The organism is Serratia sp. CY43202 (assembly GCF_052168755.1).
GTDB lineage: Bacteria > Pseudomonadota > Gammaproteobacteria > Enterobacterales > Enterobacteriaceae > Serratia > Serratia bockelmannii.
Window position 1 is genome coordinate 229213 of record NZ_JBJNMB010000007.1, and the last position, 14761, is coordinate 243973.

Genomic DNA, 14761 nt, shown 5'->3' on the forward strand with positions numbered 1-14761 from the left:
GCCCGCTGTTTGCCTGAATGTTCGTTAATTCAACCTTAGAAGGGAAGGTGTGGGGTGCACAAGCAGAATAATCTGTACCGGTTGAAAACGTGGGCAAAAACCGGTGTTACAGGAGCGAAATCCGGTAGGCGCAGCGGCGCGAGCCGGCCAGAATGTGTTCGGCGCGCTCCACCTGCGCCTGCAGCACTTCGGTGAAGATACTCAGCTCCGCCCGGCAGAAGCCCTGGCAGACGGTGGCAGCGGCGCAGATCGGGCAGTGGTTTTCCACCAGCAGATAGGCACCGTCCTCCTCCTGGCGCCATTCGGCCATATACCCTTCGCGACAGCGGATCTCGGTCAGGCGCGCCACGCGCTCCTGCAGATCGGCGGCGCCAATCATCGCCTGCTTGTAGTTGATGCGGTTTTCCTGCTCGCGGGTTTCGATCAGCACGTCGAGCGCCTGTTCGCCCAGCTTGTCGCGCACGGTGCGCAGCAGCTGAACCGTCAGGTCCGCATGGGTATCGGGAAAGCGTGCATTGCCGGCCGAGGTCAAATGCCACAGCTGTACCGGGCGGCCTACGCCGCGCGTTTCCGCCACCGCTTCGACCAGCCCCTCTTTCGCCAGCTTGACGAACTGCTGGCGGGCCGCCTCACCGGTGGTGCCGAGCACCTTTCCTGCGTCAGAAGCTTGCTGCGGGCCGCGGGTTTTCAATAGCGTCAGCAAGCGGTCACTGACCGATTGTGCGGTCTTTCCGCTATTTTCCAAGTTTATTCTTGACATATTTCTCCGCCTCGCCCTAACTTATTCCAAGATAACTCTTGTTAAATTTAACGCAATCTTATGATCAACTCAATGCCATTCCTCTGAAAACAGGACGACAACCGTGATAACCCATGACGATAGCCGCTGGAGCGACCTTTTCTCTGGCAAAAATGCGGCCAGTGCGATCGCGCTCTCGCTCGGCGTGGCGCTGCATGCCATCAATATTCTGGTCGCCACCACCATCTTGCCCTCGGTGGTGCAGGATATCGGCGGGCTGGATCTCTATGCCTGGAACACCACGCTGTTCGTGGTGGCGTCTATCCTCGGCTCCGCGCTGTCGGCCCGCTTGCTCAGCGGCTACGGTGCGCGCAGCGCCTATCTGGTGGCTTCGCTGTTCTTCATCGCCGGGGCGGCGCTGTGCGCGCTGGCGCCGAGCATGCCGGTGATGCTGATCGGCCGCACGGTGCAGGGCTTTGGTGGCGGGCTGATCTTTGCGCTCTCCTACGCGATGATCAATCTGGTATTCGAGCAGCGGCTGTGGCCGCGCGCCATGGCGCTCATCTCGGCGATGTGGGGCATCGCCACCCTGGTGGGGCCGGCGGTAGGCGGTATTTTCGCCGAACTGAACGCCTGGCGCTGGGCCTTCGGCATTCTGCTGCCGATCATGGCGCTGTACGCCGCGTTTACCTTCCTGATCCTGCCCAAGGGCAAAGCGCAGCAGGCGGCCGCACCGTTGCCGACCGCACAGCTGCTGTTGCTGACCGTGGCGGTGCTGGTGGTGTCCGCCGGCAGCCTGGCGCACAGTGCCTGGATCAACCTGGCGGGCATCGCGCTCTCGCTGGTGCTGATGGCCTGGTTGCTGAAGCGCGAAGCGCACTCGCGCGCCCGCCTGTTGCCGCACGGCGCACTGCGGCGCGGCTCATCGCTGGCGGCGTTGTACATCACGACCGCGTTGCTGGTGATCGGCATGACCAGCGAAATCTTCGTGCCTTATTTCCTGCAGCTGCTGCACGGCCAGTCGCCGCTGATCTCCGGCTATATCGCCGCCGCTATGGCCGCCGGTTGGACGTTGTCCGAGATCCTCAGCTCCGGTTGGCGCGGAGCGGGCATTCGCCGGGCGATCGTCAGCGGGCCGCTGTTCGTGCTGGTGGGCTTGCTGGCGCTGGCGATCCTGATGCCGATGCCGTCCGGCGGCCACTGGCAGGCGTTGGCGCCGATCGTCATTGCGCTGTTGCTGGTGGGATTCGGCATCGGCTTCGGTTGGCCGCACCTGCTGACGCGCATTTTGCAGGTGGCACCTGAAGCGGACAAAGATATCGCCGGCGCTTCAATTACCACGGTGCAGCTGTTCGCCACCGCATTCGGTGCGGCGCTGGCCGGGATGATCGCCAACCTGGCGGGGCTGAACGATCCGGGTGGCGCGACGGGCGCGGCATCGGCGGCGCGTTGGCTGTTCCTGGCGTTCGCGCTGGCGCCGCTGCTGGCGGTATTCAGCGCCTGGCGCTGCGCGGCGATCGCGCCGCCGGGGGCCGAGACGGGCAATTTTGTACAAAACCCGCCCTCGCGCGAGTGCTAGAATGCCTCTCATTCAGCGGAGGTAGGCAAGATGAAGGCGGAAGGCATAGCGCGCAAAGCATCCCGGGAGCAGGCTCATTTTATGCACGTCGACGATCTTGGCGGGCTGGAAGTGCTGCAGGCCACCTACCGCCGCCAAACCTTCTCGCGCCACAGCCATGAAGGCTTCTGCGTGGGCGTCATCGACGATGGCGCCCAGCGCTTCTACCGCACCGGCGGCGAACACGTGGCGCCGCTGGGCAGCATCATTCTGGTCAACGCCGACGATATTCATACTGGCAGTTCCGCCACCGAAGAGGGCTGGTCGTATCAGGCGATGTACCCGACGCCGGAGCTACTGGCCTTTTTATCGCGCGATCTGAAAACCGGCGCCGGCGCGACGCCTTATTTTCCCAACCCGGTGGTGCACGACGTCGGCCTGGCTGGCCAGTTGCGCATGGCGTTCAGCCTGCTGCGCAGCGATGAGAACCGGCTGATGAAGGAGACCATGGTGTTCTCGGCGCTGACCTGGCTGATGCTGCGGCACGGCAAAAGCCGTATCGATCCTGCGCCGCAGAGCCGGGCGCAAAGCCAAGTGGCGCGGGTGAAAGCCTTTCTCGACGATTTCCCCGAGGCGGACATTTCGCTGCTGGAGCTGGCGGATCGCGTGGCGCTCAGTCCTTATTACCTGCTGCGGCAGTTTCAGCAGGCCACCGGCCTGCCGCCGCACGCCTATCAAATTCAGGCGCGGCTGCGCAAGGCGCGCGGCATGCTGAAGGCCGGCAACAGCGTGCTGGACAGTGCGTTGAGCTGCGGCTTTCACGATCAAAGCCATTTCCACCGCCATTTTCGCAAGTCGATGGGCGTCACGCCGGGCGACTACGTCAAATCGCTGAAATAGCCGGGCAATCGGGTGCAATACCCGTGTACGCCTGCGCCGTAAGCTGGCTTCTTCAACTCAAGGAGAAGCCCATGACTGATTCAATCCCCCTCATCACGCCGCCCTCCGCCCGCCTGCGCCCCGCGCTGCAGGGCGGGGTGGCTATCTTGCCGCTGTGCCTGGCGGTGGTGCCGTGGGGAGTACTGGCGGGCTCGATGGCCCTGCAAAGCGGCCTGACGCCGGCGCAGGGGCTGGGCATGTCGGCCATCGTGTTCGCCGGAGCGTCGCAGCTGGTGGCGATGGGCATGATCAAGGGCAGCGCCGGGCTGCTGGCGATCCTGCTGTCGACCTTTTTCGTCACCGCCCAGCATTTTCTTTACGCGCTGCGGCTGCGGGAGCGTATCGCGCCGCTGCCGTTGCGCTGGCGGCTGGCGCTGGGATTCTTGCTCACCGATGAACTGTTCGCGCTGACCGGCGAACAGACGCCGGCGCGTTTCAACCGCTGGTATGCGCTGGGCGCCGGGCTGACCTTTTACCTGTGCTGGTTTCTCTCCACGCTGCTTGGCATCGTGGCCGCCGGCAGCGCCGGCGATCTGGACGGTTACGGGTTGGATTTCTCCATCGCCGCCACCTTTATCGCCATCGTGGTGCCGCTGGTGCGCAGCCTGCCGGTGTTGGCCTGCGTGCTGACCGCGCTGCTGCTTTCCATCGTGTTGCACCATTTCCAGACGCCGGGCGCATTGGTGATCGCCACCGTGGCGGCGATGCTGGTCGGGCTGCTGTGCAGCGGGGGGCGCCGATGATCTGGCTGACGATCGTTTTGATGGGGCTGGTGGTGTTTTTCAACCGCTACTGTTTTCTGGCGCCCGGGTTGCCGCTGCGTCTGTCGCCGCGCGTTAAAACCCTGCTGAGCTTTTCCGTGCCGGCGGTGCTGACGGCGATCTGCGGGCCGATTGTCGCCTTCAGCGGCGACCAGCTGCGCGCCGCGCCGGATAACCCTTACCTGTGGGGGGCGGTGTTTGCGGTGATACTGGCGTTCTTTCTACGCAATATGCTGGCGGTGGTGTTGCTGAGCATGCTGATTTTCATCGCGCTGCGCGGCATTTTTTAAAATTCGCTTGCCATATCTCTAATTTGAGATTATTTCTCTTTTATGAGATTTTTTAGGCGAGGTATGAGCGGTGGATAATGGTTTGGAGACGGCCGACCTGAGGTTGGCGCAGCGGCTGGCGGATTTGCGCCAGCAGCGGGCGTGGTCGCTGGAGGAGTTGGCGCAGCGCACCGGCCTTAGCCGGGCGACGCTCTCGCGGGTGGAGCGCGCCGAAACCAGCCCGACGGCGTCGCTGCTGAACCGGCTGTGCGCCGCCTACGGGTTGACCATGTCGCGCCTGCTGAGCGAAATCGAAGACGAACCGCCGGAGCTGCTGCGGCCGCCGCAACAGCCGGTGTGGGTCGATCGGGCCAGCGGTTTTCACCGTCGCTCCGTTTCCCCGCCCGGCGCATTGTATAAGGCCGAGTTTATCGAAGCCCGGCTGGATGCCGGCGCGCAGATCGATTACGACCTGCCGTCGATTCCAGCGCTGGAGCATCACCTCTGGCTGTTGTCCGGGCAGCTGGAATTGACCCTGGAAGGGCGCGTTTTCCGGCTGTCGCCCGGCGACTGCCTGCGCTACCGCCTGTTCGGCGCCTCCCGTTTCCATGTCCCCGGCGATGAGCCGGCCCATTACACGCTCGTTATCTGCAGGCCATAGCCATGATTGAATTGCAACAGTGGGACGCCGATGCGGCGCAAAGTGCCATGGCCGAGTTGGCCGAGATGCTGCACGCCAGCGTGGCGCACGGCGCCAGCATCGGTTTTGTCATGCCCTTTACGTTGGAACAGGCGCAGGCGTTTTGGCTGGGGCTGCTGCCGGCCCTGGTGCGGGGAGAGCGTGCGATGCTGGTGGCGCTCGAGAACGGTCGGCCGGTCGGCACCGTGCAACTGCTGTTGGCGATGCCGGACAACGGCCGTCACCGGGCGGAAGTGGTCAAGCTGATGGTGCATCCGCAGGCGCGGCGGCAGGGCATCGCCCGGCTGTTGATGCAGGAAGTGCAGGCGCTGGCGGCGCGTCATCGGCGCAGCCTGTTGGTGCTGGACACCCTGAGCGGCAGCGCGGCGCAGGGATTGTACCGTCAATTGGGGTTCGAGGCGGCGGGCGATATCCCGCAATACGCCCGCGCCAGCGATGGCGGGGCGTTGGAGGCCACCTGCTATATGTACAAACTGCTGTGAGGCTTCGGATACTATTAAGTGAAGTCGATAGCCCAGACGCATTGGCACTGATGGCGGAATTGTCGGTGCAACTGGCTGAGATCACCGGCGATAGCGGTACATCCTCGTTTGATCCTGCTTCTATAGAAGCGGATGGAGGTTGTTTTATGTTGGTACGCAATGCTGCCGATGAAGCCGTAGCTTGTGGAGCGCTGCGTCGATTAACGTCGGGCGTTGCAGAGTTAAAACGAATGTATGTACGTGAGCCTGGCAATGGTATTGGTCGTAAATTATTGCATGCTCTGGAACAGCAGGCTCGATGGTTGGGGTATCGACAACTGTGGCTGGAAACCCGAAGAGTCAACCTGCGTGCCATCAAATTTTATCTGGCTCAGGGGTATCGGGTACGCGAGAACTATGGCCGTTATCGAGGTAACGCGCAGGCGGTCTGTTTCGAAAAAGTTCTGTAATGATGTTGCAAATCCCTATAGCCATTTGACATTGAAGAGCCGTGCTTTGCTGCTTAGGTTACGGCCAGATTAAATCAAAAAGCGGATGCCGCTACGGTTTTCGGGCGGTTAAAATCGAGAGAGTTAAGGGACGAACTTCTCTGATATTGCTGAAAGGAGAGTGAAAGAACTCGTTTCACCGGGAAGCGTTGTTGGATTGGCTCACAGGGCGGTGCCGATACCGATTTCTCACATTTCTGATACCCACAACCCAAAATTTGAGCATACGCATTTCTTCATGTTCATGCCGCCGAACTAACGTCCCCATTGGTTCGGCGGCATGCGCCGTTAATCCTTTTTTGACAAAATATTAGGTTTATGGAGCATTCCTCCCTATTCCTGAATCAGCGCCCGTGCCAGGCTTTGATTGCCTGTTGGCGCACCTGCAGCTTCTGCTGTCGCACCTGCAGCTTCTGCTGTGGCGTCAGCTTGTTGTAGTCGCGGGCCAGGCCGCTTTCCCAATCGCCGTACAGCGGGTTGGGCAGCACGATGAATTCGGTGCCGAACTTGCCCTGATTCTCGCTGACGAACGCCCGGCGCTGCGCATTGTCCTGGTGGTAAGTCGCGGCGCCGAAGTCGTTCAGGTTGTCGCCTGCGTACACCACGATGTCATAGCCGGCTTGTTTGATGGCGTCGAAGCGCGCCTGCTTATTGGAGGTATCAGTGCTGAGCAGCACGGTTTTTTCCGACATGCCGGTGAATCCGAGCTTCTGCATGTTGGCCACCGTGGCGGCGTATTCGCTCTGCTTGCGGTTCGAGACGTAGAACATTGTTCCCTGATGAGCGTTAACGTAGCGGGCGAACGACACGGCACCCGGCACCGCGCCGGCCTGTTCGGCCTGCGTCCACTGGGCCCAGGTGGTGCCGTCGTACGGCTGGCCCTGCTGCGCCTGCCAGCCGGAGTAGGCGCTGTTGTCCAGCAGGGTTTCATCCAGATCGACCACCACCGCCTTTTTGCGGCCCGGTGCGGCCTTGGCCTGATCGAAGGCGCGCTGCGCGCTGTTGAACGCCTGATGCGCCAGCGCCTGGTATTCACCGGACTGTTGGAACCAGTTCACCGCCAGCACCGACTGATCCGCCAGCCGCTGCTGGGCCTGAGCGTCGGTATGCGGCGGCTGCGCGCAACCGGCCAGCGTCAGCAGCGCGACGCCAACTGCCGCGCCAAGGGTGAGTTTCCTTGCCTGTTTTCCTGCCATCGTTCTCTCTCTCGGTTTTAGTCTTGTGGGCTGTCCAGCAGCATATCCATCTCGAACTGGCGCAGGGGCTCCTGACGCCAGCCAAGATGCGTAAAGAAGGGGGCGGCCACCTCGGGCACAAAGACGTTGGCGGTCAGCGGCAAAGGGGCGAACTGCGCTTGCAGGGCGGCTAGCAAGGCGCGGGCATGCCCCTGACCGCGGTGCTGCGGGGGCACGTAGATCAGGCGCAGCCAGCAGTGCTCGGCGCCGGGCATCACCACGGCGTAGGCCTGACGATTGAGCGTATAGGCTCGCGGTGTGCCCGGCAGCTTGAACAGCGATTCGGGGGCAATCAGCCAGGGCAGGTCGGTGGCGCCTTCCGCCGTCAGGCGATGGCTGACGGTCAACGGATCGACCGCCTGCAGCACCGCCGTGCCTGGCGGCACTTCCGCCGGCGCCTGGTGGCCGGTCAGGGTGCGCACGATGCGCAGCCCGGCGCGATGGTACAGCGCCAGCGCGGCTTCGTTGCCTTCGATCACTTCCAGCGACAGCCGATGGTCGCCGCGCTGACGGGCATCCGCCACCACCCGCTGCATCAGCGCCTTACCCAGCCCCTGACCGCGCATCTCGGGGCGTATGGAAAAGGCCGCGACCCGGCTGTGTCGGCCGCGACGGGCGATCAGCGCCACCGCCACCGGTTCCTGGCGATGGGTGACGATCAGGCTGTCGTTCAGGCTGAGGTCTTCGGCGCCGAAGCGGGCGGCGAAGGCCGGCCCGTCGAGCACGAAGCGTACAATGTAGTTTTCAAAACAGTGGGTGAGGATATTGGCCAGCTCGTCGCTGCTGTAGCGCACGGCGTTGTGGAAGTCGAAGCGTCCGTCGTTGTGCATGGCTGATTCCGCTCGGGGGAAAGCTATACATGTAGACCCGTTTGTTTTGCAAGGCAAGCGGGGGGATTCGTTGGCGGGGAAAATAAAAACAAAAAAGCCGGACGCAGCCGCCCGGCGAAATAAAACTCTGGGTATCAAGTGACGCTAAAGTTTGCAGTGGTGGTTATTCATTCATCACATCAGAACTGGTAGGTCAGGGCGAGAACAACGACGTCGTCGTTTTTCAGGCCCAGCTTGTTGTCGTCATCGAGCTGGTTGATTTTATATTCGACATAAGTGGACATGTTTTTGTTGAAGTAATAGGTCGCCGCCACGTCGAAATATTTAACCAGATCGACATCGCCGATGCCTTCAATATCTTTGCCTTTCTGCTGAACGTAACCCAGCGATGGGCGCAGACCGAAGTCGAACTGATATTGCGCGACCAATTCAATCCCTTCCGCTTTATTGGCGAAGCCGCTAACGGAAGTCGAATTGTTATTGATGGTGGCGGTGCCGGAAATAGGCGCAATATTGCGGCTCTGCGAATAAGTCGCGGCCAGGTAGACGTTGTTGTTGTCGTATTTCAGACCACCGGCCCAGATATCGGCCTTGTCGCCTTTACCGAAGGTGCCCGCTTTTTGCGTGGCGGTGCGGTTGGAAGAGGCATAGGCGGCACCCACGCTCAGGCCGTCGATGATTTCGTAGCTGGAGGAGAGGCCCCAACCGTCGCCGTTCGCCTTGCTGGCGGAGCGGCCGTCGTTTTCGTTCTTGCCCTGGTACTGCACGGCAAATTTCAGGCCGTCAACCAGACCGAAGAAGTTGTTATTACGGTAGGTGGCGACGCCGTTGGTGCGGCCGTTCATGAAGTTGTCGGTCTTGATATAAGCATCGTCGCCGAATTCAGGGATCATATCCGTCCAGGCGCCGACGTCGTAAATGATGCCGTAGTTGCGGCCGTAGTCGAAGGAGCCGAGATCCTTATATTTCAGACCGGCGAAGCCCAGACGCGTTTTGGTGTCTTTAGTGCCGTCGGATTCAGTATGGTTGGCGGCGATCTGATATTCCCACTGGCCGTAGCCGGTCAGCATATCGTTAATCTGAGTCGCGCCTTTAAAGCCGATACGGACGTAAGTTTTATCACCGTCGTTGCCGGCATCATCGGAGAAATAATGCAGGGCTTTTACACGGCCGTAAAAATCGAGCTTGTTGCCGTCTTTATTGTAGATTTCTGCTGCCTGTGCCGCTTGCGCAAGTAAAAGTGCCGGAATAATAACGGCCAGAAGATTACGTTTCATGGGTTACCCTGCTTTATTCGATTGAAAGACGCTTATCATCAGTTGCATTGCTGTTTCACTGTGCCGCCTGATTGTTGGCGGCGGAGAATTTTTACCGTAGTAATGTGATCCATTTATGACAAAAAATTCATTTTCATGTCGAACGATTAAAAAAGTCGCGCAAAGGGTGAATTTTTTCTTCAGCCGACGGTCGGCGGCTGGTCTACAGTTATCGATACCTTGTTCCGCTGCGGGAGGAATCATGCACGATACTTATACTTTGTTCGGCACGCAGGGTTGCGGTTCGACGATCGTGGCCGCCGCGTTGGCGTTGACCGCGTTCCCCTGGGGCTATGAGGAGGTGGACTACACGCAGGACGGCCCGGAGCGCGATCGCCTGCTGGCGCTAAACCCGCTGGGCCAGGTGCCTACCTTGGTGTTGCCCAATGACGAAGTGATGACGGAGAGCGCGGCGATTATCCTGCTGCTGCACGATCGCGCACCGCATGCTGAACTGGCGCCGCCCGGCGGCTCGCCGCTGTTGCCGCGTTTTCTGCGCTGGCTGCTGTTCATTAACGCGGAGATTTACCCCACCTTCACCTATGCCGACCATCCGCAGCGCTGGCAGCCGCAGGCGGCGGGGGCGGAGCAGCTGAAAAATGCGGTGATGGATTATCGCGAGCGTTTATTGCAGCAGCTGAACGCCGCCGCCGGCGCAGCGGGCCCGTGGTTTCTCGGCAAGAGCTTCAGCGCGTTGGATCTGTACGTGGCGGTGATGTGCAACTGGCGGCCGGGCCGCGCATGGTTCCGGCAGCACTGCCCGCGGCTGTACGCCATCGCCGAACGGGTAGAGCAGCGGCCGGAGCTGAATGCGTTGCTGAGCGCCCATTTCGACGGCGTTGCCCCACTGGAATCGTGAAACCTCCCCGCCGCCCGGCGGGGAACCCTCCCGTTTTTCTGAATCGATACTGCCGAAAATCCCGATTTTCACTCGCTGCGGCGGCGGGTAGCGTAAGGCTATCCGCAACTGACAGGAGAGTGTGATGCCATCAGAATCCCAGGCCGGGCAACAGGCGTTCGGCGATATTGCCCCCAAGCTGGCGCAGCTCAGCGACAACATATTGTTTGACGATGTCTGGCAGCGGCCAGAGCTGAGCCCGCGCGAGCGCAGCCTGATCACCGTCGCCGCGCTGGTGGCGCTCAACCGCGTGGAACAGCTGCCGTTTCACCTGCAGCTGGCGCAGCGCAACGGCGTGGCGCGTCAGCAACTGGCCGAGCTCATCACCCATCTGGCGTTCTACGCCGGCTGGCCTGCAGCGGCATCGGCCGTGGCGCGCCTGCGCGAGCTGGAACCGGAGGCGCCCCATGCCGTTTAGCCGCATCGCCCTGCATCAGGGCAAATCCGCCGACTACCTGCAAACCTTGTCCGACAGCCTGCATCAGGCGCTGGTGGAGGCGTTCGAGGTGCCGCCGGCGGACAAATTTCAGGTGTTCGATCAATACCGCCCCGGTGAGCTTATCTACGATCGCGACTATCTCGGCGGGCCGCGCAGCGCGGATTTCGTGCTGTTTTACATCACCGCCGGGCGGCCGCGCGACAGCGACACCAAGCGGCGTTTCTACCGACGGCTGGCGGCGTTGCTGATGGAAAAGCTGCGGCTGAACCCCGAGGATGTGATGGTGGTGATCGCCACCACCCAGTTGGACGAGTGGTCGTTCGGCGGTGGTCGCGCCTCGATGATCGATCCGCAGGCGTAACTCGGGCTGACGTCGCCGGCGGTCTGTGGGACAATAGCGCCATCATTTCGTTTAGATAAGAGTTGAATGGCGCTCTCCTCCGCAGTTAAAGATCAGATTGGCCAGTGGTACAAAGCCCTGCAGCAGCAAATACCGGATTTCATTTCCCGCGCGCCCCAGCGTCAGATGATCGCCGAGGTGGCGAAGACGTTGGCCGGTGACTACCCGCGCCATCTGGCGATCGAGGCGCCGACCGGCGTCGGTAAAACGCTGTCTTATCTGATCCCGGGCATCGCCGTCGGGCGGGCGGAGAGCAAGCCGCTGGTGGTGAGCACCGCCAACGTGGCGCTACAGGACCAGATCTACAGCAAAGATTTGCCGCTGCTGAAGAAGATTATCCCCGATCTGAAATTTACCGGTGCCTTTGGCCGCGGGCGTTACGTCTGCCCGCGTAACCTGGCGGCGATGAGCACCGACGTCAGTCAACAGGGCGATCTGACGCTGTTCCTCGACGACGAACTGGCGCCGTCCAGCGGCGAAGAGCAGGCGCTGTGCCAGAAACTGACCAAGGCGTTGGCTCGCTTCGAGTGGGACGGGCTGCGCGATCACTATCAGCAGAGCATCGACGATCCGCTGTGGGCCAAGCTGAGCACCGACAAGGCCAACTGCCTGGGGCGCAACTGCCACTACATTCGCGAATGCCCGTTCTATATTGCCCGCAAAGAGATCGAGAGCGCCGACGTGGTGGTGGCCAACCACGCGCTGGTGATGGCGGCGCTGGAGACGGAATCGGTGCTGCCGAACCCGAAAGAATTGCTGCTGGTGCTGGACGAAGGCCATCATTTGCCTGAGGTGGCGCGCGACGCGCTGGAGATCGACGGGGAAATCACCGCGCTGTCGACCAACCTGCAGCTGGATATGATCGTGCGTCAGGTCGAGCAGTGCATGACGCAGTACCGGCCGAAAAATCCGCCGGGGCTGGCCAACAGCGAACGGCTGAAAAATCATTGCGAAGAGCTGCGCGAGCTGGTGCAGATCTTCGAGCATCAGGTCAGCGCCTACCTGCCCGGCGATAGCGTGGCGGCCGAGCACCGTTTTGAAATGGGCGAGCTGCCCGCGGAGATGGTGGAGAGCTGCGCGCGGCTGTTTAAACTGACCGATGCATTACGGGGGCTGGCGGAGTTCGTGCTTAACGATCTTACCGAGCAGACCGGCAAGCACGACATCGTGCGTCTGCATCGCGCGATCATTCAGATGAGCCGCACGCTGGGCTATCTGGAGGCGATGAGCAAGCTGTGGCGGCTGGCGGCGCTCGACAAGTCGTCCAACGCGCCGATCTCCAAATGGGTCACGCGCGAGCTGCGCGATAACGTTACCCATCTGTATTTGCACTGCGTCGGCATCCGCGTCAGCGACCAGCTGGAGAAGCTGCTGTGGCGCAAGGTGCCGCACGTGGTGGTCACCTCGGCCACGCTGCGTTCACTGAACAGCTTCGCGCGTTTGCAGGAGATGAGCGGGCTGAGCGAGAAGGCCGGCGATCGCTTCGAAACGCTCTCTTCGCCGTTCAATCACGTCGAACAGGGCAAGATTGTCATTCCGCAGATGCGCTATGAACCGGCGATCGCCAACGAGGCGGAGCACCTCGAGGAGATGGCGCGGTTTTTCCGCGCCGAGCAGGCGAGCGGCAAGCACAAAGGCATGCTGATCCTGTTCAGCAGCCACCGGGCGATGCAGACTTTCCTCAGCTACGTGACCGATCTGCGGCTGATGCTGCTGGTGCAGGGCGACCAGCCGCGCTACCGGCTGGTGGAAGAGCACCGCAAGCGGGTGGAGAAGGGCGTCGCCAGCGTGCTGGTGGGGCTGCAATCGTTCGCCGAAGGGCTGGATCTGAAAGGCGAACTGCTGACCCAGGTGCATATTCACAAAATCGCGTTCCCGCCGATCGACAGCCCGGTGATCATCACCGAAGGCGAGTGGCTGAAATCACTGAAGCGCTATCCGTTCGAAGTGCAGAGCCTGCCGAGCGCCTCGTTCAACCTGATCCAGCAGGTCGGCCGACTGATCCGCAGTAACCAATGCTACGGCGAGATCGTGATCTACGATCGCCGGCTGTTGACCAAAAACTACGGTTCGCGGCTGTTGGCGTCGCTGCCGGTGTTCCCGATTGAGCAGCGCGCGGTGCCGGAGGCCGACAAGGCGCATCTGGCGGCGCTGAAATCCGCCGCCGACGCGGCCAAAAAAGAGAAGAAGCGCGGCAACCCGTTCGCCCGCAAACGGCGGCGTTGATCAGAGCAGCGGCGGCAGGCGGCGCTTGACCGGCGTGGTTTTCACGATCGAGGTGTTGCTCTGCGCATGCTCGGCCAGCCGATCGAGGGTATGGTCGAGCTGTTCCATCGAGTGCGCCACCAGCCGCACGATAAAGCAGTCTTCGCCGGTCACCTTATCGCATTCGACCACTTCCGGGATCGCCTGAATCAGCTGCTCGACCTTCTTCAGCATGCCCGGCAGCGGCTTGATGCGCACCAGCGACTCGAAGGCATAGCCTACCGCCTGCAGATTGACGTTCAGGGTATAACCCTGGATCACGCCGCTTTCTTCCAGCCGCCGCAGTCTTTCCGACGTGCTCGGCGACGACAGCCCCACCTGCGCGCTCAGCGTCTTCAACGATGCACGCGCATCTTCCGCCAGAATGGTCAGGATTTGGCGATCGATATCATCCATAACGCCTCCGTTAGGTGTTTTCTTTATTATAGCTGCGAGAAAAAGGCAGTTAAGCATATCTGCCTTTTTTATGCTATGGAAAGCCGCCCCGCGAAGCCGCAAGCTATGTCTCTGGGCAAGCTTCGAGGAACGCAGAATGAATGCAGAGATAAAACGCGGATCGCTGGAGATGGCGGCGGCGATGTTGATTTCCGGCTCTATCGGCTGGTTTGTGTTGATGTCCGGCCAGCCGGTTATCAACGTGGTGTTTTGGCGCTGCGCGGTAGGCGCGCTGGTGCTGCTGGCGGTGTGCGGCGCGCTGGGCCAGCTGCGCCGCGATGCGCTGACGCGCGCCACGCTGCTGCTGGCGATCGCCGGCGGCGTCGCGCTGGTGATCAACTGGCTGCTGCTGTTCGCCGCCTATTCCTATGCCTCTATCTCCATCGCCACCGCGGTGTACAACACCCAGCCGTTTATGCTGGTGGGGCTGGGGGCGCTGTTTTTGGGGGAACGGCTGACCGCCCGCAAGCTGCTGTGGCTGGGGCTGGCGTTCGGCGGCATGATGCTGGTGGTGCTGGCGCAGCCGCGGCAGGCGGGGGAGCAGAGCCATTATCTGGCTGGCATCGCGCTGGCGCTCGGCGCGGCGTTTTTCTACGCCCTGATGGCGCTGGCGGCCAAGCGGCTGAAGGGCACGCCGCCGCATCTCATTGCGCTGATCCAGGTGACGGTAGGGGCGGTGATGCTGTTGCCGCTGGTGGATTTCCATGTTTCGGCCAGCGTTGGGCAGTGGGGGATGCTGGCGACGCTCGGCGTGTTGCACACCGGCCTGATGTACGTGTTGATGTACGGTGCGCTGCAGAAGCTGCCCACCAACCTGATCGGCTCGCTGTCGTTTATCTACCCGATCGCCGCCATGTTGGTGGATCGCCTGGCGTTTGGCCACCGGCTGTCGGCATGGCAGCTGCTGGGCGCGGCGATCATCCTGCTGGCGGCGGCGGGCATGAACCTGCTGGGCGAGCGGCGAGCGCGACTGCTGCCGGCCTCGGACGGCCGGCGCGCCGGCTGAT

17 protein-coding genes are annotated in these 14761 nt (G+C 61.7%); 12 read left to right on the forward strand and 5 right to left on the reverse strand.

Annotated elements, in window-relative coordinates:
• Positions 1 to 106 precede the first annotated feature (106 nt).
• A complete protein-coding gene (locus tag ACJ8J5_RS16485) occupies positions 107 to 760 on the reverse strand; it encodes a helix-turn-helix transcriptional regulator (RefSeq protein ID WP_025302050.1) in 654 nt (217 codons plus the stop codon).
• 103 nt (positions 761 to 863) lie between these two features.
• On the opposite strand from ACJ8J5_RS16485, the gene ACJ8J5_RS16490 reads away from it, so the two are divergent.
• From ACJ8J5_RS16490 to ACJ8J5_RS16520, 7 genes are all read left to right on the forward strand, one after another.
• On the forward strand, positions 864 to 2318 hold the full coding sequence (locus ACJ8J5_RS16490) for an MFS transporter (RefSeq protein WP_025302051.1): 1455 nt from the start codon (positions 864 to 866) through the stop codon (positions 2316 to 2318).
• 30 nt (positions 2319 to 2348) lie between these two features.
• On the forward strand, positions 2349 to 3197 hold the full coding sequence (locus tag ACJ8J5_RS16495; protein ID WP_089180675.1) for a helix-turn-helix transcriptional regulator: 849 nt from the start codon (positions 2349 to 2351) through the stop codon (positions 3195 to 3197).
• Between the two features lie 71 nt (positions 3198 to 3268).
• Positions 3269 to 3979, forward strand: coding sequence for an AzlC family ABC transporter permease (locus ACJ8J5_RS16500; RefSeq protein WP_043137025.1), 711 nt, complete (start codon positions 3269 to 3271; stop codon positions 3977 to 3979).
• A complete protein-coding gene (locus tag ACJ8J5_RS16505) occupies positions 3976 to 4287 on the forward strand; it encodes an AzlD domain-containing protein (protein ID WP_043137027.1) in 312 nt (103 codons plus the stop codon). The genes ACJ8J5_RS16500 and ACJ8J5_RS16505 overlap by 4 nt, the downstream gene beginning before the upstream one ends.
• Positions 4288 to 4357: 70 nt before the next feature.
• Positions 4358 to 4927: a helix-turn-helix domain-containing protein gene (locus tag ACJ8J5_RS16510; protein ID WP_060432694.1), complete on the forward strand. Its 570-nt coding sequence runs from the start codon at positions 4358 to 4360 to the stop codon at positions 4925 to 4927.
• A 2-nt stretch (positions 4928 to 4929) separates the two neighbouring features.
• On the forward strand, positions 4930 to 5448 hold the full coding sequence (locus ACJ8J5_RS16515; protein WP_043137032.1) for a GNAT family N-acetyltransferase: 519 nt from the start codon (positions 4930 to 4932) through the stop codon (positions 5446 to 5448).
• 65 nt (positions 5449 to 5513) lie between these two features.
• On the forward strand, positions 5514 to 5897 hold the full coding sequence (locus ACJ8J5_RS16520) for a GNAT family N-acetyltransferase (RefSeq protein WP_314727669.1): 384 nt from the start codon (positions 5514 to 5516) through the stop codon (positions 5895 to 5897).
• Positions 5898 to 6280: 383 nt separating this feature from the next.
• On the opposite strand, the gene ACJ8J5_RS16525 is transcribed toward ACJ8J5_RS16520, so the two are convergent.
• The 3 genes from ACJ8J5_RS16525 to ompC form a co-directional block, all read right to left on the reverse strand.
• Positions 6281 to 7132, reverse strand: a complete 852-nt coding sequence (locus ACJ8J5_RS16525; RefSeq protein WP_414104874.1) for a 5'-nucleotidase, lipoprotein e(P4) family — start codon at positions 7130 to 7132, stop codon at positions 6281 to 6283.
• A gap of 17 nt (positions 7133 to 7149) precedes the next feature.
• A complete protein-coding gene (locus ACJ8J5_RS16530) occupies positions 7150 to 8001 on the reverse strand; it encodes a GNAT family N-acetyltransferase (RefSeq protein ID WP_043137039.1) in 852 nt (283 codons plus the stop codon).
• A 179-nt stretch (positions 8002 to 8180) separates the two neighbouring features.
• On the reverse strand, positions 8181 to 9278 hold the full coding sequence (ompC, locus tag ACJ8J5_RS16535) for a porin OmpC (RefSeq protein ID WP_025302059.1): 1098 nt from the start codon (positions 9276 to 9278) through the stop codon (positions 8181 to 8183).
• Between the two features lie 241 nt (positions 9279 to 9519).
• Here ompC and ACJ8J5_RS16540 point away from each other — a divergent pair, with 241 nt between their 5' ends.
• From ACJ8J5_RS16540 to dinG, 4 genes are all read left to right on the forward strand, one after another.
• Positions 9520 to 10176 carry a glutathione S-transferase family protein gene (locus ACJ8J5_RS16540; protein WP_025302060.1) on the forward strand — a complete coding sequence of 219 codons (657 nt, stop codon included), beginning with the start codon at positions 9520 to 9522 and terminating at the stop codon, positions 10174 to 10176.
• Positions 10177 to 10300: 124 nt separating this feature from the next.
• Positions 10301 to 10633 carry a carboxymuconolactone decarboxylase family protein gene (locus ACJ8J5_RS16545; protein ID WP_025302061.1) on the forward strand — a complete coding sequence of 111 codons (333 nt, stop codon included), beginning with the start codon at positions 10301 to 10303 and terminating at the stop codon, positions 10631 to 10633.
• On the forward strand, positions 10623 to 11015 hold the full coding sequence (locus tag ACJ8J5_RS16550; protein ID WP_089180676.1) for a tautomerase family protein: 393 nt from the start codon (positions 10623 to 10625) through the stop codon (positions 11013 to 11015). Before ACJ8J5_RS16545 ends, ACJ8J5_RS16550 begins: the two co-directional genes overlap by 11 nt.
• A 66-nt stretch (positions 11016 to 11081) precedes the next feature.
• Positions 11082 to 13280: an ATP-dependent DNA helicase DinG gene (gene dinG / locus ACJ8J5_RS16555; protein ID WP_151429131.1), complete on the forward strand. Its 2199-nt coding sequence runs from the start codon at positions 11082 to 11084 to the stop codon at positions 13278 to 13280.
• On the opposite strand, the gene ACJ8J5_RS16560 is transcribed toward dinG, so the two are convergent.
• Positions 13281 to 13715, reverse strand: a complete 435-nt coding sequence (locus tag ACJ8J5_RS16560; RefSeq protein ID WP_025302064.1) for an Lrp/AsnC family transcriptional regulator — start codon at positions 13713 to 13715, stop codon at positions 13281 to 13283.
• Between the two features lie 136 nt (positions 13716 to 13851).
• Between ACJ8J5_RS16560 and ACJ8J5_RS16565 the strand changes: the two genes are divergently transcribed.
• Positions 13852 to 14760 carry a DMT family transporter gene (locus ACJ8J5_RS16565; RefSeq protein WP_261424008.1) on the forward strand — a complete coding sequence of 303 codons (909 nt, stop codon included), beginning with the start codon at positions 13852 to 13854 and terminating at the stop codon, positions 14758 to 14760.
• The last annotated feature ends 1 nt before the right edge of the window (position 14761 follow it).